The organism is Brevundimonas sp., assembly GCF_036676055.1.
Lineage (GTDB): Bacteria > Pseudomonadota > Alphaproteobacteria > Caulobacterales > Caulobacteraceae > Brevundimonas.
Genome location: NZ_JAKFDS010000071.1, coordinates 1 through 19,911, shown reverse-complemented (window position 1 = coordinate 19,911; position 19,911 = coordinate 1). Strand labels below are relative to the sequence as shown.

Here is a 19,911-nt window from a genome sequence, read left to right as displayed (position 1 = left end):
CTCGTCATTGCCGCCGCCCAGACCGGCGCCGCGGTGACGGCCGACGGCGTCGATCTCGTCGATGAAGATGATGCAGGGGGCGTTCTTCTTGGCCTGTTCGAACATGTCGCGCACGCGGCTGGCGCCGACGCCGACGAACATCTCGACGAAGTCCGAGCCGGAGATGGAGAAGAAGGGCACGCCGGCCTCGCCGGCGACGGCGCGGGCCAGCAGGGTCTTGCCGGTGCCGGGAGGGCCGACCAGCAGGGCGCCCTTGGGGATCTTGCCGCCCAGACGCTGGAATTTGGCCGGATCCTTGAGGAAGTCGACGACCTCCTGAAGCTCTTCCTTGGCCTCGTCCACGCCGGCGACGTCGTCGAAGGTCTTGCGGCCCTTGTGCTCGGTCAGCAGCTTGGCCTTGGACTTGCCGAAGCCCATGGCCCCGCGCGCCCCGCCCTGCATCTGGCGCATGATCAGGATCCACAGGCCGATGATCAGCACGAAGGGCAGCAGGCCGATCAGGGCGGTGACCCAGACCGACTGGCGGGTGCTCTTGACGTCGACCTGGGCGCCGGAAGCATTGAGGCTCTCGATCAGGTCGCCGTTGGGCAGGGTGGTGACGACGGTGAAGACCCGGTTGTCCTTCATCTGGACGGTCAGGGTCTCGTTCTTGACCTCGACGGCCGCGATCTCCTTGGCGTCCCGCGCCGTCAGGAGCTCGGTGTAGCTCATCGGCTGGGGCCGGGCGGACTCCGCCTTCTGGCCGGGCGTGGCGATGGCGCCGCCGCGGTTGACGGCCACATAGAAGGCGAGCGCGCCCAGGATGACGGCGCCCCAGATGGCCAGATTGCGAAGATTCATTCTCGTCTCGATCCCTGGAAACGCGGCGCGCTTCCCGCTTCGGTGATGTCAGCGCCAGAAAATAGGTGGTTCCGGGGCGTAGCGCCATGCGCGCGCGGCCCCAGTTCCGTTTCATGCGTCATTCGGTCCAGCGCAAGCGCCAGTCTCTCCTCGACCAGCGACCGCGCCACGACCGCGGTTCCTGCAAGAACCGGGGCGGTTGCGTCGTTCCGGATCAGCACAGGCGCCGCGCCGCGGGCCGCGGCCGGCAGAACGTTGAGGCGGGACCGGTCCGCCTTCGACAGGGCGGCGAGGCGGCCGGCGGCCGGGACGACAGACCAGCCGGCGCCCGGGGCGGTGAGCGCCCAGCGGCCGTCCCAAACGGTTTCCACGCCGGGCGGGAGCGGCAGGGGCGGCGTCGGCCGGCGGGCGAACTCGCCGGCCTCGCGGGTGATGAGGACGTGCTCCGGCCCGGCCTCGATCCGGGCCCCGCACAGGACGGCGGTGAAGCTCTCCCCTGCCCGCAGGCGCAGGACCAGCCGGTCGAGGCGGTCGCCGCGCGGGGGCCGGTCGCCGCCGCCGGCGCAGACGAGGGCGGCGGCGAGGACGAGGGCGTCCACATCCCGGTCCAATTCGAGCGTCCCCTCTCCCGATGAGAGAGGGTTTGAGCGCACGGCGGCGAAGCCGGCGTTCTGGCGCGAAAGGGTGCGCGGCGGCTGCGTGCCCCCCTTTTCACAGTCGACCCTCATCCGCCCCTCCGGGGCACCTTCTCCCAATGGGAGAAGGGACACGCGCGCTCGCGACCGGGCGTACTTCGGATCCTCGTTGGCGGGGTCGTCGATCCAGTCCCGGCCCTGCCCTCTCAGCCAGTCGCGCAGCTCCCCCCGCCCCACGTCCAGCATGGGCCGCAGCAGCATCAGCCCCCTGCCCTGCGGCCAGGCGGGGGATGGCGACCAGTCGCGCAGGCGGCCGAGAGTCGAGCCTTCGGCGCGCATCACCTCGCCCTCGGACACGTCGTCGGCGGTGTGGGCGAACAGGATCACGCGGGCGCCGGCCTCGCGGGCGGCGTCGGCGATCAGGCGGTGGCGGGCGGCGCGGGCGGCGGCGGGCAGGCCCGTGGAGGGTTTGGGCCCGGTCCACGACAGGGCGCGCCAGTCGGCCCCGGCGGCGCGGGCGGCGGCTCCGGCGAAGGCGGTCCAGGCCGCGCTGTCGGGGCTCAGGCCGTGGTCGACGGTCAGGGCCAGCAGGTGGCGGCCGTGGTCTCGCGCCCAGTCGGCGGCGACGGCCAGCAGGGCGACGGAGTCTCCCCCTCCGGACAGGGCCAGAGCGAGAGGCCGCCCGGCGTGAGGCTCAAGCCGCGCGGTCAGCCGTTCGCGAACCCGGTCGGGCCAGGCCGGGGCGGTCGGGCTCAGCCGGCTCTCCGCGGCGCCGGACAGGCGAAGCGGGTGCGCAGGCCGGCGGCGCGGGTGCGCAGGGCGGCGCTGCCGGCGGCGGCGTAGCGCCGGTCGAACTCGCCGAGCGCGGTGCAGGCCTGGGTCTTGCGGTCGGTAGCGTTCAACGCCGTGGCCAGCTCCAGCACCGTGGCGCCGGCCCAGGAGGTGGTCGGCCAGCCCTCAAGGGCGGCGGCGTAGAAGGCCACCGCGCCGGCCTGATCGCCGGCCGAGACGCGCAGGTCGCCGAGGCGGGCGTTGGCCTCGCGGGCCTGGGGCGTGTCGGGCCAGGCGAGAGCCACGGTCTGCAGGGCGCGGTCGCCCAGCGCGGGGTCCGAGGCGGCGAGCCGGACAGCGGCGGACAGGTCACGGGCGGCGTCGCCGGTCGGGGAGGTCGAGCTGATCGGAGCGTTCAGCTCCGCCTCACGCTGGGCGGCGGCGGCGATGTCGCCGAGCCGGGTTTCGGCGGTGCGCAGGCGGGTGTTCAGCGCGGCGTTGTCGCGCGTGGCCTCGTCCAGCTGGAAGGTCAGCCGCTCAAGGTCGCCGTTGACCCGCTGCAGGGTGGCCTCGAGATCGTTGAGGCGGCGATCCATGAGGGTGACGCGGCCGGTCAGGGCCACGACCTCGGGGTCCGGCTCGACCAGAACCGGCTGACCGGCGGCGTTGCGCTGGGTCACGGCCCGTTCGAGACGGCGGACGTTCCGGTCCAGTTGTTCCAGCCGGCGCTTGTCCCACTGGATCGGCTCCATGGGGGCGGTCTGGGCCACGACCGTGGTCGTGCCGGCGATCAGGACGACGCCCAGCACGGTGACGAGGGCGTTCTTCGAGCGGAGGGCGGAGGGGAGCTTCAGCATGATTGATTTCGTCCCACCGATTTGAGGCCGCCGCAAGGCGTCATCCCGTGAGCCCGAGGGCGATGATCGCCACAAGGAACAGGCTGAAGGCGAAGACGCAGAACAGCAGCAGGAACAGGGTGCGCCAGGCCGCCGAGAACCACGACAGCCCGTAGGCGCCCTTCAGCTGGGCGAACAGGTGAACCGGGATGCCGAAGGTGAAGGCCATGGCGCCCGCGATGGCGAAGCCCACCCAGAGAGGACCGAGGAACGAGATGACCATCATCAGGATCGACATGGCGGTCAGCGAATAGAGCACGAAGACGCCGTGGTCGTAGAGGGTGAAACCCCGCCGCCACAGGAACAGCAGCGCCACGAACGGGATCGAGATGGGGATCAGCAGGAAGCTGAATTTATAGGCGGTCTGCTGGATCTTGTAGATGGCCAGGTCGGGGTTGAGCAGCTTCTTCTTGATCTTCTCGTTCAGCGCCCCGTTGCCCATGTTGACCTTCAGGTCGCCCGAGGCGACGGCGTCGTGGACCTGGGCCTGCCAGCTGCCGGGGGCCAGGCCGTCGGTGCGTTTCGCAGCAGGGTCGGCGACGCCGAGGCGGCTTTCGAGAACCTCGACCGTAGTCGCCCGCGCCCGCTCGGTCAGCTCCAGCGCATCGGATCCCGGCGCGCCCTGAGCGGCCTCGCGGGCCTCAGCCAATTCGAGACGGGCGGCCTCCAGCTGGGTCGTCAGCTCCGCGCGCTCGGCCGGCGTCATCGTCGTGTTCACATTCGGCTCCAGCCCACCCGAGAAGCTGATCACGAAGAACATCAGGAAGACGGTGAACAGGAACATCGCCAGGGGCGAGACGTAGCGGGTGCGCCGGCCCTGCACCCACTCGCGCGTCAGGCGGCCGGGGTTGAAGGCCAGCAGCGGCAGGGTGCGCCAGATGCGGGCGTCGAAATGCAGGACGCCGTGCAGCATCTCCTCGCCGAGATGAAGCAGGGAGCGGTGGACGTGGGTCGGCTGGCCGCAGTTGGAGCAGAATTTGCCTTCGACGGGCTGGCCGCAGTCGGTGCAATTGCCCTCGGCGTCACCGGCGTGGCCGGTCGGATGCTCGAGGGCGCCCGCGAGAATCCCGGCCGAGGCCGCGCCGCCCGCCGCGTCGATGTCCACCATGTCCGTCCCCGCCTGTACCCGCCGGGATTTAGCCGTGCGTCGCCGGAGCGGTCAAAAGGAAAGGGGCGGCCGCTGGACGGCCGCCCCTCCCGATGTTCAGCCGGTTGCGCCGGATCAGCGCGTGGCGCCGCTGACGATGGCGGTGTGGGCGTTGCGGTTGCGGGCCCAGGCTTCCTCGTTGGAGCCGGCGGCGATCGGACGTTCCTTGCCGTAGCTGATGGTGTCGATGCGGGCGGCGGAGACCCCGCGGCTGACCAGATAGGTGCGCACCGACTCGGCGCGCCGGGCGCCGAGGGCGAGGTTGTATTCGCGGGTGCCGCGTTCGTCGGCGTTGCCCTCGATGCGGACGGTGACCTGCGGATAGCGCTGCAGCCAGGCGACCTGGGCGTCGAGACGCGGATAGGCGTCGGTGCGGACCTCGTAGCTGTCGAGGTCGAAATAGACGCGGTCGCCGACGTTGACGACGAAGTCCTGCTCCGAGCCCGGAGCGCCGGCGCCGAGATTGCCGCCGTCGACCGGGCCGGTGGGCGCGGTCGGATACTGGGGTCCGGTCACCGGCGCGGTGTCGCCCGTGGCGCTGTCGACGGGGCGGCGCGGGGTGCAGGCGGCGATCGCGGTCACGGCCACGCCGACGGCGGCGAGGCGGACGAGGGTCGAGGTCTTCATCATCGGTCGTCTCCTTGGGGCGAGGCCTCGGCCTCCAGCTTTGCTATAAAACTCGGGTACTGTCGCGCCGGCGTTTTCGCCAGCCTCGATAACGCGGAATTGAGCCCAATGGCTCCGCTCGGGTCTCAGTTGGAGCAGCTGTCGGGGCCGCCGCCTCCAAGATTCGAGGGCTGCTCGTCGAGCAGCGGAGACCAGGCCGGATCGGAGCCGCGGCCATTGTAGCCGGCCTGGCTGACCACCCGGCCCGACAGGTCGACGGTCCACAGCCGGGTGTCGCCGCCCGGGGACTGGCGCGCGAACATGATGTAGCGGCCGTTGGGAGCCCAGGACGGCCCCTCTTCGAAATAGCTGGACGACAGGATGCGCTCGCCAGTGCCGTCGGGCGCCATGACGCCGGTCGAGAAGCGGCCGCCGCCCTGTTTGGTGAAGGCGATCAGGTCGCCGCGCGGGCTCCAGTTCGGGGCGGTGTAGATGCCGCCGCCCCGCGAGATCGGGCGCTGGCCGGAGCCGTCGGCGCGCATCACATACAGGCGGGCCGTGCCCGACCGGTCGGAGGTGAAGACGATCTGGCTGTTGTCGGGGCTGAACGAGGGCGAGGTGTCGATGGCGGGGTCGTTGGTCAGGCGACGCACCTGGCGGCTGGCGAGGTCCATCACGTAGACGTCGGTGTTGCCGCCGCGGATGATCGAGAAGGCCATCTTCGAGCCGTCGTTCGAGAAGCGCGGGGCCAGCACCTGGCCGTCGAACTCGCCCAGCGACTCGCGCCGGCCGGTCGACAGGTTGAACAGATAGATGCGGCTGTAGTCCTTGCCGAGCGCCACATAGGTGATCTCGTTGGGATCGTTCAGCGAGAAGCGCGGCGACATGATGATCTCGTCGCCCTGGGTCAGATAGACGGGGTTGAAGCCGTCCTGGTCCGAGATGGCGAGGCGCGACAGGCGGTTCAGCTGGGTGCCGCTCTCCGAGACGAACAGCACGCGGCTGTCGAAGAAGCCCGCCTCGCCGGTCATGCGCTGATAGACCAGGTCGGCGATCTTGTGACCGATGCGTCGCCACTGCTCACGGGTGGCGGTGAAGCGGTAGGAGGCTAGCTGGCACTGGCGGTAGGGATCGTAGAGGCGGAAGCCGAAGTCGTTGCGGCCGTCGGGCCGGGGCGTCACCGAGCCGTACAGCACCGCCTGGGCCCCGATCGAGGTCCACTGCGGAAAGTTCGGGGCGTTGGCGAGGGTCAGGCCGGTCTCGACGAAGCCGGCCGGGTCCAGCGGCTCGAAATAGCCGGAGCGGCGCAGGTCGGCGCGGATCACCTGCGACAGGTCGGAGCCGTTCTGGCCGTCGAAGTCGGCGACGGCGATCTGGAAGGGGCGCAGCACGCCCTGGTCGATGATGACTTCTTCCGGCTCCTGCGGCCGGGGCGCGCCGCCAGGGGTCTGGGCTGTCGCCGCGGTCACCGTCATGGCGAGGACGGCGACGCTCGCCAGAAGTCGGTTCAGTCGCATAGAGGGCTCCCGCAGTTTGAGACGTCCGCCGGTCCTTGTCGCCGAACCGGTCGCATAAGGCCAGCATGGCCGCGATTGGGGCGACTTTCGGGCGCGATCAGGTGTCGTCAGCGCCCCCGGCAGGCCCGAGCCGTCAGGAATGTGGGCCGATAGCGTCCGCCGGTGAAACCGCTGGGGACGTCGAAGGGGGCGGTGGCGCGCAGGGCCCGCAGCGCCTCGGCCGTGGCGGCCTGATAGACCTGGTTGCCCCGGGCGCCGACGAGGGTGGGGCCCTCGGTGATGCGCCCGTCCCGCGACAGGGTCACGTCGAACTGGATGCGCAGGTCGTCGCCGCCCTCCATGTCGCAGACCACGAAGACGTTCCAGTTCGGATAGACCTGCTCGAACATCGAGGAGATGACCGGGCCGCTGGTCTGACCCTGCGTGCCCGTGGCCCGCTGACCCGAGGGTGGGGCGGTTCCGCGGTTCGGCGAGCGGTTGGGGCGTTCGGCGGCGAGGGCGCCGAGGTCGAGCGAGTCCTCGCGCGGCGGCCGCGGCGTCTCGCGCTTCTTCGCCGGGGGCGGCGTGGCGGGCGGGCGCGGCGGGGTCGGGCGCGGCGTGGGGCGCGGGGTCACCGTCTTCTCGGGCGGGCGCGGCGTCGGAACGGGCGTCGGCGTCGGCGGCGGGGGCTCGACGGCCTCGACCGGCGGGGCCGCCTCGACGTCCGAGGCCGGCTCTTCGGAGGGGGCGTCGGCCGGGCCGGCGAGGACCATGGTCTCGGACACGATCGACACAGGCACGGCGTTGACGATCTCGCGCCGCGGCCGGTCGCCGCCCGCGATCATGGCGAGCACGACCGCGCCGACAACCGCCGCATGGACGATCACGGATCCGATCAGGGCCGGGCCGGGACGCTCCAAGACCGTCAGCCTCCCTCGGCCGGGGCCGTGGTGTCGGTGATCAGGTTCAGCTTGGTGAAGCCCGCGCCGGACAGGCGGGCCATCACCCGCGCCACGGCCTGATAGGGCGCGCGGCCGTCGGCGCGCACGAACACCGGCTTGTCACGCGCCCCGTCCCCGCCTTCCCGCGCCACGCGGGCGACGAGATCGTTCCAGTCCACGTCGCTCTCGCCGACGAAGATAGCGCCGTCGCGGTCGATGGTGACCGTCACCGGCTGTTCGGTGACGTCGACGGCGCTGGCCTCGGTCTTCGGCAGTTCGACCTCGACGCCGGTGGTCAGCAGCGGGGCCGAGATCATGAAGATGATCAGCAGCACCAGCATGACGTCGACCAGCGGGGTGACGTTGATCTCGCTCAGGGGCCGTTTGCGGGCCCGTCTGCGGCCCCGGACGTGTCCGCCCGTGCCGCCGCCTCCGCCCATCGCCATGCTCAGAACTCCCGGCGGGCGCGGTCGGCCGAGGCCGGCGGCGTCGGGCTGGTCGGATTGCCGAGGCGGCGGGCCACGGCGGCCTGAAGGTCGTCGGCGAAGCTCTCCAGCCGGCCGGTGAACTTGCCCGCGTCGATCGAGAAGGCGTTGTAGGCCATGTAGGCCGGGATGGCGGCGGCGAGGCCCAGGGCCGTGGCGAACAGGGCTTCGGAGATCGCCGGAGCCACGGTGGCGAGGTTGGTGTTGCCCGAGGCGGCGATGGCCCCGAAGGCGTTCATGATGCCCCAGACCGTGCCGAACAGGCCGATGAAGGGCGAGGCGGTGGCGACCACCGACAGGACGCCGAGGCCGTTCTCGACCCGCTGGCCCTCACGGGCGATCAGGCTGTCGAGGGCGCGGTCGATGCGGGACATCAGCATATTGCCCTGCCCCTCAGTCAGCGGGCCGCGGGTGCGGGCCTCGCGCCAGTCCGCCAGGGCGATGACCAGCATACGCGGCAGCGGATGGGCCGGGTCCGGTCCGGCCTGGGCGGCGATCTCCTCGAGCGACCGGCCGGAGCCGACGGCCTTCTCGAAGGCCGTGGCCTGACGGTTGAGCGAGGCGAATTTGACCGCCTTGTCGATGATCACCGCCCACGACCACAGCGAGGCCACGACCAGACCGACCATGATCGCCTTGACCACCGGATCGGCCTCGAGAAACAGGGCCACGGGGTTGAGCATCATCGAGGCTTCGGCGGGGGTGGTCATTCGGTCGTCCTCTTTCGTCCGTGAGGTCCTGTGCACCGGACGGGCGTGGCGGATGTGTGGCGATTCCGGCCGGGTCTAGCGGGGTCTGGCCGCTTCGTCACCCGACCGCATCTGACAGGTGCGTGAATGGCCAAGCTTCAGGCGGCGAGCCAGGGCGTGACCTTGTCGATCAACTGCTTCGTCGGGCGGCGCGGACGGCCGTCCAGATGGATGCAGACCACCTCGACCTCGGCCCGGCACAGATCGTCGTCGCCGCGCGAAATGACCTGCGAGATCAGCAGGCGCGGCCCCCTCACCCGGTCGTAGAAGGTGCGGACGACCAGTTCCTCGTCGATCCGGGCCGGCTTGAGGAAGGTCAGCGACATCTTCGAGACGACGAAGGCCATCGGCTGATCGCCGTCCAGCAGTTCGGCATGGCCGATGCCCATCAGGCGGAGGCAGTCCGACCGCCCTCGCTCGAAATAGCGCACATAGTTGCCGTGATAGACGAGGCCGGTGAAGTCGGTGTCCTCGTAGTAGACCCGGACAGGCAGGCGGTGCTCGCGGCCCTCGAAGCGGCCAGCGGTGGGGCGGTCGGTCATCGGCGGGCTCCCCTGGCGGCCGGGGCGCGCGTCAGGAAGCCGGGGCAGACGTCGCGCAGCATCTCGTCGAACTCGGACTTCAGCGGATCGGTCTCCAGCAGGATGCGATTGGGGCGGGAGATGAAGACCACCAGCTGGCCCTGCTGGTCGGTGACATAGCCGCAGACCGCGCGACGGCGGCCCGCCTCGGTGTAGCGGACCACGGCGTCCGGGCCGATGTGATCGCGCAGCTGGGCGCGGGCGCGGTCTTCGGCCGAGGGCTCGCCGCCGCCGAGGCCGCCGCTTCGCGTCACCAGCCAGAGCAGCAGGACGCCGAGGATCAGCACCGCGGCGCCCAGCACCGCGATCAGCCGCTCGACCCTGACCCTGCGCGGCGCCATGCGTCCTCCGTTCGGAGGCGAGCATGACGGGGTTCGCCCGCGCCGTGAAGCCTCACTTGCCGCCGAACAGACCGCCCTGCTCCGGGGCCCGGGGCGGTTCGGTCAGGCCGAGGTGGGCGTAGGCCCGGGCGCAGGCCATACGGCCACGGGGCGTGCGCTGGATGAAGCCCTGCTGCAGGAGATAGGGCTCGATGACGTCCTCGACGGCGTCGCGGGCCTCGGCGATGGCGGCGGCGAGCGTGTCCATGCCGACCGGGCCGCCGCCGTAGTTCTCGATCAGGGCCTTGAGGAAGCGGCGGTCGTTGGCGTCGAGGCCGGCCTCGTCGATCTCCAGCCGGGCCAGGGCGCGGGCGGCGGCGAGGCGGTCTATGGAGGTCGCCCCCTCGGCGCTGGCGAAGTCGCGCACCCGGCGCAGCAGGCGGCCGGCGACGCGGGGGGTGCCGCGCGAGCGGGAGGCGATCTCGCGGGCGCCGTCCTCGGCGATCGGGGCGCCCATCTTGCGGGCGGCGCCCATGATGACCTTCACCAGCTCGTCCGGGGTGTAGAATTCGAGCCGCAGGGGGATGCCGAAACGGTCGCGCAGGGGCGTGGCCAGCAGGCCGGCGCGGGTGGTGGCGCCGACGAGGGTGAAGGGGGCCAGGTCGATGCGCACCGAGCGGGCCGAGGGGCCCTCTCCAATGATCAGGTCGAGGACGTGGTCCTCCATGGCCGGATAGAGGATCTCCTCGACCGCCGGGGCGAGGCGGTGGATCTCGTCGATGAACAGCACGTCGCGCGGTTCGAGATTGGTCAGGATGGCGGCGAGGTCGCCGGCCTTGGCCAGGATCGGGCCGGAGGTGGCGCGGAAGCCGACGCCGAGCTCGCGCGAGACGATCTGGGCCAGGGTGGTCTTGCCCAGCCCGGGCGGGCCGAACAGCAGGACGTGGTCCAGCGCCTCGTTGCGGCCGCGGGCGGCTTCGATGAAGACCCTGAGATTGCCCTTCGCCTGCTCCTGACCGACGAACTCGGACAGGGTCTGGGGGCGCAGGGCGCGGTCGTAGGTCTCGCCGGGGGCCGGATCGGGGGAGACAATGCGGTCGTCAGTCAACGCCCCAGCTCCTGCAACGCCGCCCGGATCACCGCTGACAGATCGGCGTCGTCCCCGAGCCGGATCAGGGCCTGGTCGACGGCGCGGCGGGCGTTGACCTCGGCCACGCCGAGGCCGAGCAGGGCCGAGACAGCCTCGCCGGTGATGCTGGGGACCGGCGGAGCGATCCCGGCGTGGACGCCGGGGGCGCTGGGGGTGAAGGAGACGTCGCCCAGCGGCTTGCCCTTCAGCTCGGTGACGATGCGCAGGGCCAGCTTGGGGCCGACGCCGTTGGCGCGGGCCACCGCCGCCTTGTCCTCGCGCGCTACGGCCGCAGCGAGCTCGCCGGGCGGCAGGACGTCGAGCACCGACAGCGCGGCCTTGGGGCCGACGCCCTGAATGTCCGTCAGGGTGCGGAAGGCGCGGCGGTCGTCGCGCGACAGGAAGCCATAGAGGCGCGGGCCGCTCTCGGCGTTGAAGGTGGATTCGATCTGCAGGGTAGCCTCGTCGCCGGGCGCGGGCAGGCGCTGCAGGGTGCGGGCGCCGCAGACCACGACATAGCCGACGCCGGCGCAGTCGATCAGGCAGTGGTCGGGCTCGACCTCGGCCAGCACGCCTCTGAGCCGGCCGATCACGCCGCGCCTCGCAGGGTGGTGAGCAGCGCCCGTTTGCGCAGCTGGGCGTGGGTGATGGCGACGGCGAGGGCGTCGGCAGCGTCGGCTTTCACATCTCCGGCCGTGGGCAGGAGGCGCTTCACCATGAAGGCGATCTGGGTCTTGTCGGCATGGCCGGCGCCGACCACCGCCTTCTTGATCAGATTGGGCGAATATTCGGCCACGCTGAGGCCGTGCCGGGCCGGGGCCAGCATGACGGCGGCGCGGGCGTGGCCCAGCTTGAGGGTCGAAGACGGGTTCATGTTGACGAAGACCTCCTCGATCGCCGCCTCGTCGCAATCGTATTCGGCGCAGACCGCGCCGACCGCGTCGAGCAGATGCAGCAGCCGCTCGCTGAAGGGGGCGGTCTCGGGCGGGGCGACGACGCCGTGGGCGATCCAGCGCAGGCGCGAGCCCTCGGCCGCCACCACGCCCCATCCGGTGCGGCGCAGGCCGGGGTCAAGACCGAGAATCCGAGTCGCTTCGTTCGTCATTCGTTCCAGTCATGCCCCAAAGAGAGTTAGCGGACAATGACCGGCCGTCACTCCTCGCGCGGGAGGATGGAGAAGCCGGCCAGGCCGGACTCCTCGCCGAGGTGGGCCACCAGCCCGTCGACATCGATCGGCATGGCGCCCTTCACCTTCAGATGATGCTCGTGGATGGCGCCGTCGTGACTCATGACATGGCCGAGGCGCACGACCCTGACCCCCTTGTCGCGCAGCAGGTCGCGAACGGCCTGGCCGCTGGGGGCCTGGTCGCGATTCCAGCGCAGGGTCACGTCCATGACCCCGACGTGGGGCAGTTTGGCGTCGATCAGGCGCAGCACGGCCAACACGCCCACGGTCACCGCAGACCCCAGCAGAGCAAGGTCCAGCATTCCCACGCCGAACAGCACGCCGATCGCCGAGGTCACCCACAGCGAGGCCGCGGTGGTCAGGCCGTGGACCGAGAAGCCCTCCCGGAAGATCACCCCGGCGCAGAGGAAGCCGATGCCCGTCAGCAGGCCATGGGCCATGCGGGTCGGATCGATCACCACCGTCTGACCCGGCAGGGCGGCGAACGACCAGGTCGACTGGTGCATCGCCGCCAGCATCAGCAGGCACGACGTCAGGCACACCAGGATGTGGGTGCGGAAGCCCGCCGGATGCCCGTGATAGGTCCGCTCGACCCCGATCAGGCCGCCCGCCGTCATCGCCGCGACCACCGGCCCAACCAGTTCCCAGTTGATCAAGAATTCGCTCCGCTGACCGACGAATCTTGAGCCTAGGCCCGCGGCCCGCGGCCGGGCAAGGACGAAGCGGTCGCGCCTATTCCGTGGTCTTGCCGTCGAAATGCTCTTCCGTCGCCTCGGCCTCGGCCTTGGTGGCGCGGACAACGCCGTCCTTGTGTTCCGGGGGACCGTAGAGGGTGTAGAGGGTCAGCGGGGCGTCGCCGGTGTTGATGACGTTGTGCCGGGCCCCGGCGGGGACGATCATGGCGTCGTCATCCTTGATGGCGGTGCGCTTGCCGTCGATCCAGATCTCCCCGGCGCCGGTCTCGACTCGGAAGAACTGGTCGTGGTCGTCATGGACCTCCTCGCCGACCTCCTCGCCCGGCTTCAGCGCCATCAGCACGAGCTGCAGGTGCTTGCCGGTGTAGAGCACCCGGCGGAAATCGGTGTTCTCGCGGGTCAGCGTCTCGATGTTGTCGACAAAGCCTTGCATCGGGGGTGTCCCTTCATCCGACATTCCTTCAGCAAGTCGGCCTTCTCCCCGCCCGGATCAAGCGCCGACCGACCGCCGCGGCCGCGGTCAATCGTTGCGGGGGTCCAGTCTGTAGGCGGTCACGCCCTCGATGGCCCTTAGCTGCGCCGCCAGCGCCTTAAGCGTCCCGTCGCCGGTGAGCTTGACGCGGAAGGTGCGGCGCACCGCCTCGCCGCCGTCGGTCAGTTCGAACCGGTCGTCCCGCCGCGAGCGGTCGACCGCGTCGACCACCGCCTCGACCCGCGCCTCGGCCTCCGGATCGGTGCGCCGCCACGCGACCTCGACATCGACCACGTCGTGCTGCGGCAGCCCTTTGCTGACCAGTCTGAGGACGACGAGCACGGCCATCGTCAGGGCGGTTCCCGTCACCCCGAGGGCGAACAGTCCGGCCCCGAACAGCAGGCCGATGGACGCTGTCAGCCACAGCGACGCCGCCGTGGTCAGGCCGTGGATCGAGAACCCCGCGCGGAAGATCACCCCGGCGCAGAGGAAGCCGATGCCGGTCAGCACGCCGTGGGCCATCCGCGTGGGATCGCTGACGATCTCGGTCCCGGCCAGCGGCGCGAACCGCCATGCGCCCTGGGACACCGCCGCCTCCATCAGCAGGGCCGAGGCCAGGCAGACGAGGATGTGGGTGCGGAAGCCGGCGGCGCGGCCGCGCCACTCGCGCTCGAACCCGATCAGGCCGCCGGCCGCCACCGCGGCGACCAGGGGGAGGACGAAATCGGGCAGGTCGGTCAGGTCCATGTCCGGCAACCGCGGGGCCGGCGCGCGGGTTCCGCATGGGCCGGGGCGGGGAACCGGAGGGCCGACCGCCGGTTTCTGTTCCCGGAGCCTTCCCGGCGCCGCACGGAACGCAAGCCATGGCCGCCGCCTCGCAACGCCGCCTGCAGACCGAGACCTATGAGCAGCTCAAGGCTGAGGTGCTGCGCGCGGCCGTGGAGCTGTCGGAGGAGCAACTGGTCGATCTGACCGAGGCCCTGCACGGCGTGATCCGCCTGCGCCGGCCCGGCCGCCCCATTCGCCATCCCGACGGCTGGGTCACCGACGAGCTGCGCAACTTCGCCCGCTGAGTCTCAGCCCGCGTATTTGGCCAGGTCCTCGTCCGGGATGTCCTCGTTCGAATAGACGTTCTGCACGTCGTCCTCGGCGTCCAGCGCATCCAGCAGCTTCATCAGAGTGCCGACGGCCTCGCCCGTGACCGCGACCTCGGACTGGGGCTTCCAGACGATGGCGGTCGATTTCGGGTCGCCCAGGACCTTGGACATGGCGTCGGCGACCTCGTTCAGGTCCTCGAACTTCGTCCAGATCGTGTGACCCGGCGCGTCCTCGTAGATGTCCGGCTTGACCAGATCGCTCTCGACGTCCTGGGCGCCCGCCTCGATGGCGGCCTCCATGACCTGATCCTCTGTGCCCGCCTCGGCCGGGTAGATGATCTGGCCGACCCGGTCCCACATGAAGGCGACCGAGTTCATCTCGCCCAGCGCCCCGCCGTTCTTGGAGAAGGCGGCGCGGATGTTGGAGCCGGCGCGGTTGCGGTTGTCGGTCAGGGCCTCGACGATGATGCCGACGCCGCCGGGGCCGCGGCCCTCGTAGCGGATCTCTTCCATCGTATCGGCGTCGCCGGAGGAGGCCTTGTTGATGGCGCGCTGGATCACGTCCTTGGGCAGGCTCTCGGCCTTGGCGTTGTTGACCGCCAGGCGCAGGCGCGGGTTCATGGCCGGGTCGGGCAGGCCCGACTTGGCCGCCACGGTGATGTCCCGCGACAGCTTGGAGAACAGCTTGGACCGCTGCGCGTCGGCGCGGCCCTTGCGGTGCATGATGTTCTTGAACTTGGAATGGCCGGCCATGAGGATTTCGTTCTGGGTCTGGCGAAAAGTGAGGCGCGCCCTCTAGCCGATGGAACGGCGGCTGTCACGGGACAGGAACCGGCGGCCCCGCCGGGCATTTCCGGACAGACCCCGCCGGAGCCCGCCATGACCGCCGAAGACGTTATCCAGGACGCTGACCTCTACGCCGACGGGGACCTCGAGGAGGCCGACATCGTCGAGTGGTACGAGGCCCGGCCGGTCACCGTGCCCGCCGCCGTCGCCACCGGCGCCATCATCGGCGCTTTCGCCCTCGGCGTGCTGACCGCCGTGGGCGCGCTGGCGCTGATCGGGCGGCTGGACGACTGACCTAGGTCTTCAGGCTCTCGAGGAAGCCCCGCATCTTGTCGTCCACCGCGACCGGTCGCTTGGTCTCGCGGTCCACGTAGACGTGGACGAAATGGCCGACCGCAGCCGCGTCCTCCTCGGCGTTGCGGAACAGGCCGATCTCATAGCGGACGGACGAGGTGCCCACGTGGGCGACGCGGACACCGGCCTGGATCTCGTCCGGGAAGGCGGTCGGGGCGAAGTAGCGGCAGCCCGTCTCCGCCACCAGGCCGATGACCTTTCCGTGGTGGATGTCGAGCAGGCCATTGACCACCAGCAACCGGTTCACCGCGGTGTCGAACCATGCGTAATAGACGACATTGTTGACGTGGCCGTAGACGTCGTTGTCCATCCAGCGCGTGGAGATGGCCTGGAAGCGGCGGTAGTCGCTGCGTTTGGTCCGCTCGATGGTGCCCGTCATGGAGTCTCCCTTTGTTGGTGCGCTATCGCTCGGCGCGCGGCGCCTCGCTGCTTGAGCGCGTCTGGCGCGCGCTTCGTCGACGAGCCTTGGGCTTGGCGGACGCGGCGTCAAGCGCCTAGCGTCAGGGCCATGAAGACCACCGCCGCCGTCCTCAGAGCCATGGGCGCCGCCCGTCCCTACGCCGACAGCCGGCCGCTGGGCCTCGAGACCGTCACCCTCGACCCGCCGGGACCGGGCGAGGTGCTGGTGGCGATCAAGGCGGCGGGCCTGTGCCACTCCGATCTCAGCGTCATCAACGGCGACCGGCCGCGGCCGATGCCGATGGCGCTGGGTCACGAGGCGGCCGGGGTGGTCGAGGCGCTGGGGCCGGGGGTCGGGGATCTGGCGGTCGGCGACCATGTCGTAATGGTCTTCATGCCCAGTTGCGGCCACTGCGATCCGTGCGCCGGCGGGCGGCCGGCCCTGTGCGAGCCCGGGGCGGCGGCCAACGGCAAAGGCGAACTGCTGGGCGGGGGCGTGCGGCTGCATGACGGGTCCGGAGACCTGCATCACCACCTCGGCTGCTCGGCCTTCGCGGCGCACGCCGTGGTCTCGCGCCGGTCGCTGGTGAAGGTCGACGCCGACCTGCCGTTCGAGCAGGCGGCGCTGTTCGGCTGTGCGGTGCTGACCGGCGTGGGGGCGGTGGTGAATACGGCCGGGGCGCGGGCGGGGCAGAGTGTCGTGGTGGTCGGGCTCGGCGGCGTCGGGCTGTCGTCGGTGCTGGGGGCCCTGGCGAGCGGGGCCTCGCCGGTGGTGGCGGTCGATCTGTCGGAGGACAAGCTCGCCCTCGCCCGTTCGCTCGGCCCGGTGCGGACCGTCAACGCCGCCGACGGCGACGCGGTCGAGCAGGTTCGGGCCCTGACCGGGGGCGGGGCGGATTTCGTGTTCGAGATGGCCGGCAGCGCGCGGGCGCTGGAGGCGGGGTGGAAGATGACGCGGCGGGGCGGGACCACGATCACCGCGGGCCTGCCGCCGCCCGAGGCCGCACTGGCGGTCAACATCGTGCAGCTGGTGGCCGAGGAGCGGACGCTGAAGGGGTCTTACATCGGCGCCTGCGTGCCCAGCCGCGACATCCCCCGCTACGTCCGGCTGTACCGCGAGGGGCGGTTGCCGGTGGACCGGCTGCTGAGCGGGACTATCCCGCTGGAGCGGATCAACGAGGCCTTCGACGCCCTCGCCGACGGGGCGGCGGTCAGGACGGTGGTGACCTTCCCGTAAGGCCAAGCTAGAACCCGGTCCCTGAACCCGAGAGGAGAGACCGCCATGGCCACCGAACTGTATGACCTGACCGTGCCGGTCTTCACACGCTCCCTGAAGGCGCTGTCGGGCCTGCTCGACAAGGCGGTCGCCCATGCCGGCGAGGCGGGGGCGGAGGCCCTGCTGTCGAACCGGCTGATCGAGGACATGCATCCGCTGTCGAAGCAGGTTCAGATCGCCTGCGACTCGGCCAAGCTGTGCGTCGCCCGGCTGTCCGGCGCCGAGGCCCCGGTCAATGAGGACGTCGAGACCACGATCGCCGAGCTGAAGGCCCGCATCGCCGCGACCCTGGACTTCCTCGCCTCGGTCCCGCGGACGGCGATCGACGGGCAGGAGGACCGCGAGGTGGTGCTGAAATTCCCCGGCGGCGAGTGGCCGTTCAAGGGACAGGCCTATGTCACCGGCTTCGCCCTGCCGAACTTCTTCTTCCATGTCACCACCGCCTACGGCCTGCTGCGTCAGGCCGGCGTGCCGCTGGGCAAGCGCGACTTCATGGGCGTTCCGCAGTAGCTCAGGCGGGGCTGGACCGCGTCCGCGCAACGCTGCTACGCCTTGGCCATGGAAACCGGCGCCCTCATCTCCCTCGGCCTCTATTTCGTGCTGATGCTGGGCATCGGCGTCTATGCGTGGCGCAAGTCGACCAGCGACGTGTCCGGCTACATGCTGGGCGGGCGGCAGCTGGGGCCGGGGGTGACCGCCCTGTCCGCCGGCGCGGCCGACATGAGCGGCTGGCTGATGCTGGGCCTGCCCGGGGCGATGTTCCTGACGGGCCTGTCGGCGGCGTGGATCGGGGTCGGCCTCGTGGTCGGCGCCTGGCTGAACTACCTGATCGTGGCCCCCCGACTGCGCGTCTATACCGAAGTCGCCAACGACGCGATCACCATCCCGGACTATCTCGGCGAGCGGTTCGCCGACCGGTCGCACCTGCTGCGCGTCATCTCCTCCCTCGTCATCGTCGTCTTCTTCGCCCTCTACACCGCCAGCGGCATGGTCGCCGGGGGCAAGCTGTTCGAGAGCGCCTTCGGTTTCGACTACGCCCTCGGCCTTTGGATCACCGCCGGAGTGGTGCTGATCTACACCATGATCGGCGGCTTCCTCGCGGTCAGCCTGACCGACTTCGTGCAGGGCTGCATCATGTTCCTGGCCCTGATCCTCGTGCCCGTGGTGGCCATGAGCAGCGTCGGAGGCCCGGCCGAGACGGAGGCGCTGGTGCGCTCGGTTGATCCGGCCCGGTTCGACCTGCTGGCCGGGACCACCGCGATCGGCGTCGTCTCCGCCCTCGCCTGGGGCCTCGGCTATTTCGGCCAGCCGCACATCATCGTCCGCTTCATGGCCATCCGCTCGGTGCGCGACCTGCCGGTCGCCCGCCGCATCGGCATGAGCTGGATGATCGTCTCGCTGGTCGGCGCGCTCGCCACCGGCCTGACCGGCCTCGCCTACGCCACCGCCAACGGCCTGACCGTCAGCGACCCCGAGACCATCTTCATCCTGTTGTCAGACCTCCTGTTCGATCCGCTGGTCACCGGCTTCCTGCTGGCCGCCATCCTCGCCGCCATCATGAGCACCATCTCGTCGCAGCTGCTGGTCGCCTCCTCGTCCCTGACCGAGGACTTCTACGCCCTGTTCCTCCGTCGCAGCGCCCCGCAGAAGGAGCTGGTGCTTGTGGGCCGCCTCGCGGTCCTCGCCGTCTCGCTGGTCGCCATCGGCCTCGCCTACAGCCCGGACAGCAATGTGCTGGGTCTGGTGGCCAACGCCTGGGCCGGCTTCGGCGCCGCCTTCGGGCCGCTGATCCTGCTGTCGCTGACGTGGAAGCGGATGACCCGCAACGGCGCCCTCGCCGGCATGGTCGTCGGCGCCGCCGTGGTGCTGTTCTGGATCTTCGCCCCGGTCCTGCCTTCGGGCGCGGCCCTGACCACGGTGCTGTACGAGATGGTCCCCGGCTTCGCCCTCAGCGCCCTCTCCATCGTCGTCGTCAGCCTGATGGGCAAGGCCCCGGCCGGCGAGGTGGCCGCCACCTTCGACCGGGTGCAGGCGAAACTGGACGAGGCGAAGCGGCCGGAAGGCACGGCGACGGCGTGAACCAGACCCCGCTGCGCCGCCTCGCCGACCTGCCGGGGATCGACGATCTGGAGCTGAAGGCGCTGATGAAGCCGCGCCTCGCCGACCCGGACGAGGCCCACGCCCACCCGGAGGTGGACGCGGTCGCGCGCGCCGCCTTCGGCCTGTCGCTGGACGAGGCCGAGGCCACCGCCCTGCCCGCCGACTGGCCCGATCCTCTGAAGGATCTGCATCGCCGGTCGCCCGCCGAACTGGTCGAGGCCTTCGAGGCCGAGGGCTGGGACGTCACGGACAGGAAGCGCAAGCCGCTGCGCGTCCTGCCCCTGTTCGCCCTGCCGCTGGCCCTGGCCGCCCGCGGCGTGGCCGGAACCCTGCCCTTCGTCGCCGAGCCGGATCATCCGGACACCGACTGGGGCGCCAGCCTGAAGGCCGAGGCGGGGCGGTTCAGGAAGCGGTGACATCCGCGGGGGGCGGTTCGCCGATCGCCGCGGCCTCCCGCTCGGCCGCGACTTTCATTTCCTCGGTTTCCGCCATGAACAGCAGGCCGGAGACGATGAAGTCGTCGTAGTCCACATGGCCCATCGTTTTCAGGGTCCAGAGAAAATAGTGCTCGCGTGGGGACAGCGGCTCCGCCAGTCGGTCCGCGATCCGCTCGAGGCGAATGCGCTGAATCTGGCGATAAAGGGCGTCCATGCGGCGAAGGCGGGCGGAGCGGCGGGGTTTCATCGGTGTCTCCGGGGAAGGGCGACGGTTTCGGGCGCCTCCCGGCCCGGCGGCCGGGATGGCAAGGCATGAGTCTTCGCCGCTTCCGGCGGAAGCGGTGTGGGGAGGGTGCGGGACAGCCGGGCCTCGCCCGGTTGTGATTGGTTTTACCGTTTCGACGAGACAGGCTGCCCCGCGCGGCCGTTTTCCACACGCCCTCCGACTGGCGGCCCTGCGTCCGGGCCTTTGACGGATCGCCCCGGCCTCATTGCTGGGACCGGAGCGGGACG

The 19,911-nt window shown here is 70.8% G+C and carries 26 protein-coding genes; 6 read left to right on the top strand and 20 right to left on the bottom strand.

Annotated elements, in window-relative coordinates:
• The 17 genes from V6M45_RS12280 to V6M45_RS12200 form a co-directional block, all read right to left on the bottom strand.
• Positions 1 to 840 (bottom strand): AAA family ATPase (locus V6M45_RS12280; protein WP_332656822.1); only part of this gene is annotated, 840 nt, incomplete at its 3' end.
• Positions 837 to 2,108 carry an ATP-binding protein gene (locus V6M45_RS12275; RefSeq protein ID WP_332656824.1) on the bottom strand — a complete coding sequence of 424 codons (1,272 nt, stop codon included), beginning with the start codon at positions 2,106 to 2,108 and terminating at the stop codon, positions 837 to 839. The genes V6M45_RS12275 and V6M45_RS12280, both read right to left, overlap by 4 nt.
• A 119-nt stretch (positions 2,109 to 2,227) precedes the next feature.
• Positions 2,228 to 3,103 (bottom strand): tol-pal system protein, encoded by an 876-nt coding sequence (locus tag V6M45_RS12270; protein ID WP_332656821.1) that lies wholly within the window; start codon positions 3,101 to 3,103, stop codon positions 2,228 to 2,230.
• Positions 3,104 to 3,143: 40 nt separating this feature from the next.
• Positions 3,144 to 4,250 (bottom strand): DUF3667 domain-containing protein, encoded by a 1,107-nt coding sequence (locus tag V6M45_RS12265; RefSeq protein ID WP_332656820.1) that lies wholly within the window; start codon positions 4,248 to 4,250, stop codon positions 3,144 to 3,146.
• 114 nt (positions 4,251 to 4,364) lie between these two features.
• Entirely contained in the window at positions 4,365 to 4,916 is a 552-nt protein-coding gene (gene pal, locus V6M45_RS12260; RefSeq protein WP_332656823.1) for a peptidoglycan-associated lipoprotein Pal, read from the bottom strand.
• Positions 4,917 to 5,041: 125 nt separating this feature from the next.
• Entirely contained in the window at positions 5,042 to 6,412 is a 1,371-nt protein-coding gene (gene tolB, locus V6M45_RS12255; RefSeq protein WP_332656819.1) for a Tol-Pal system beta propeller repeat protein TolB, read from the bottom strand.
• A gap of 107 nt (positions 6,413 to 6,519) precedes the next feature.
• Positions 6,520 to 7,278, bottom strand: a complete 759-nt coding sequence (locus V6M45_RS12250; protein WP_332656818.1) for a hypothetical protein — start codon at positions 7,276 to 7,278, stop codon at positions 6,520 to 6,522.
• Positions 7,279 to 7,316: 38 nt separating this feature from the next.
• Positions 7,317 to 7,778 carry an ExbD/TolR family protein gene (locus V6M45_RS12245; protein ID WP_332656817.1) on the bottom strand — a complete coding sequence of 154 codons (462 nt, stop codon included), beginning with the start codon at positions 7,776 to 7,778 and terminating at the stop codon, positions 7,317 to 7,319.
• A 2-nt stretch (positions 7,779 to 7,780) separates the two neighbouring features.
• Positions 7,781 to 8,527: a protein TolQ gene (gene tolQ / locus V6M45_RS12240; RefSeq protein WP_332656816.1), complete on the bottom strand. Its 747-nt coding sequence runs from the start codon at positions 8,525 to 8,527 to the stop codon at positions 7,781 to 7,783.
• Positions 8,528 to 8,664: 137 nt separating this feature from the next.
• Positions 8,665 to 9,108, bottom strand: coding sequence for a YbgC/FadM family acyl-CoA thioesterase (locus tag V6M45_RS12235; protein ID WP_332656815.1), 444 nt, complete (start codon positions 9,106 to 9,108; stop codon positions 8,665 to 8,667).
• Positions 9,105 to 9,488, bottom strand: coding sequence for a hypothetical protein (locus V6M45_RS12230; protein ID WP_332656814.1), 384 nt, complete (start codon positions 9,486 to 9,488; stop codon positions 9,105 to 9,107). The genes V6M45_RS12235 and V6M45_RS12230 overlap by 4 nt, the downstream gene beginning before the upstream one ends.
• A gap of 52 nt (positions 9,489 to 9,540) precedes the next feature.
• Positions 9,541 to 10,575: a Holliday junction branch migration DNA helicase RuvB gene (ruvB, locus tag V6M45_RS12225; RefSeq protein ID WP_332656813.1), complete on the bottom strand. Its 1,035-nt coding sequence runs from the start codon at positions 10,573 to 10,575 to the stop codon at positions 9,541 to 9,543.
• Complete coding sequence (gene ruvA, locus V6M45_RS12220) at positions 10,572 to 11,189, bottom strand: Holliday junction branch migration protein RuvA (protein WP_332656811.1); 618 nt, start codon at positions 11,187 to 11,189, stop codon at positions 10,572 to 10,574. The genes ruvB and ruvA overlap by 4 nt, the downstream gene beginning before the upstream one ends.
• Positions 11,186 to 11,701 carry a crossover junction endodeoxyribonuclease RuvC gene (ruvC, locus tag V6M45_RS12215; RefSeq protein ID WP_332656809.1) on the bottom strand — a complete coding sequence of 172 codons (516 nt, stop codon included), beginning with the start codon at positions 11,699 to 11,701 and terminating at the stop codon, positions 11,186 to 11,188. Before ruvC ends, ruvA begins: the two co-directional genes overlap by 4 nt.
• Positions 11,702 to 11,748: 47 nt before the next feature.
• A complete protein-coding gene (locus tag V6M45_RS12210; protein ID WP_332656807.1) occupies positions 11,749 to 12,438 on the bottom strand; it encodes an MgtC/SapB family protein in 690 nt (229 codons plus the stop codon).
• Positions 12,439 to 12,514: 76 nt separating this feature from the next.
• Positions 12,515 to 12,910 carry a cupin domain-containing protein gene (locus V6M45_RS12205; protein ID WP_332656805.1) on the bottom strand — a complete coding sequence of 132 codons (396 nt, stop codon included), beginning with the start codon at positions 12,908 to 12,910 and terminating at the stop codon, positions 12,515 to 12,517.
• A gap of 87 nt (positions 12,911 to 12,997) precedes the next feature.
• Positions 12,998 to 13,696, bottom strand: coding sequence for an MgtC/SapB family protein (locus V6M45_RS12200; protein WP_332656803.1), 699 nt, complete (start codon positions 13,694 to 13,696; stop codon positions 12,998 to 13,000).
• Positions 13,697 to 13,812: 116 nt separating this feature from the next.
• Here V6M45_RS12200 and V6M45_RS12195 point away from each other — a divergent pair, with 116 nt between their 5' ends.
• Positions 13,813 to 14,022 (top strand): hypothetical protein, encoded by a 210-nt coding sequence (locus tag V6M45_RS12195; RefSeq protein WP_332656801.1) that lies wholly within the window; start codon positions 13,813 to 13,815, stop codon positions 14,020 to 14,022.
• 3 nt (positions 14,023 to 14,025) lie between these two features.
• Here the strand turns inward: V6M45_RS12195 and V6M45_RS12190 are convergent, their stop codons facing one another.
• Positions 14,026 to 14,799 (bottom strand): YebC/PmpR family DNA-binding transcriptional regulator, encoded by a 774-nt coding sequence (locus V6M45_RS12190; RefSeq protein ID WP_332656799.1) that lies wholly within the window; start codon positions 14,797 to 14,799, stop codon positions 14,026 to 14,028.
• Between the two features lie 126 nt (positions 14,800 to 14,925).
• Between V6M45_RS12190 and V6M45_RS12185 the strand changes: the two genes are divergently transcribed.
• Positions 14,926 to 15,126 carry a hypothetical protein gene (locus V6M45_RS12185; RefSeq protein WP_332656797.1) on the top strand — a complete coding sequence of 67 codons (201 nt, stop codon included), beginning with the start codon at positions 14,926 to 14,928 and terminating at the stop codon, positions 15,124 to 15,126.
• 1 nt (position 15,127) lies between these two features.
• On the opposite strand, the gene V6M45_RS12180 is transcribed toward V6M45_RS12185, so the two are convergent.
• Positions 15,128 to 15,565: an acyl-CoA thioesterase gene (locus V6M45_RS12180; RefSeq protein ID WP_332656795.1), complete on the bottom strand. Its 438-nt coding sequence runs from the start codon at positions 15,563 to 15,565 to the stop codon at positions 15,128 to 15,130.
• A gap of 129 nt (positions 15,566 to 15,694) precedes the next feature.
• Here V6M45_RS12180 and V6M45_RS12175 point away from each other — a divergent pair, with 129 nt between their 5' ends.
• Genes V6M45_RS12175 through V6M45_RS12160 form a run of 4 tightly spaced genes read left to right on the top strand, consistent with a single transcriptional unit; the run spans position 15,695 to position 19,377 of the window.
• Positions 15,695 to 16,822, top strand: coding sequence for a zinc-dependent alcohol dehydrogenase family protein (locus tag V6M45_RS12175; RefSeq protein ID WP_332656793.1), 1,128 nt, complete (start codon positions 15,695 to 15,697; stop codon positions 16,820 to 16,822).
• A 45-nt stretch (positions 16,823 to 16,867) separates the two neighbouring features.
• Positions 16,868 to 17,371, top strand: coding sequence for a DUF1993 domain-containing protein (locus V6M45_RS12170; RefSeq protein WP_332656791.1), 504 nt, complete (start codon positions 16,868 to 16,870; stop codon positions 17,369 to 17,371).
• Positions 17,372 to 17,419: 48 nt separating this feature from the next.
• Positions 17,420 to 18,940: a sodium/proline symporter PutP gene (putP, locus tag V6M45_RS12165; RefSeq protein ID WP_332656789.1), complete on the top strand. Its 1,521-nt coding sequence runs from the start codon at positions 17,420 to 17,422 to the stop codon at positions 18,938 to 18,940.
• Entirely contained in the window at positions 18,937 to 19,377 is a 441-nt protein-coding gene (locus V6M45_RS12160) for a hypothetical protein (RefSeq protein WP_332656787.1), read from the top strand. The genes putP and V6M45_RS12160 overlap by 4 nt, the downstream gene beginning before the upstream one ends.
• Here the strand turns inward: V6M45_RS12160 and V6M45_RS12155 are convergent.
• Positions 19,364 to 19,645: a hypothetical protein gene (locus V6M45_RS12155; protein WP_332656785.1), complete on the bottom strand. Its 282-nt coding sequence runs from the start codon at positions 19,643 to 19,645 to the stop codon at positions 19,364 to 19,366. The genes V6M45_RS12160 and V6M45_RS12155 overlap by 14 nt on opposite strands.
• Between the last annotated feature and the right edge of the window lie 266 nt (positions 19,646 to 19,911).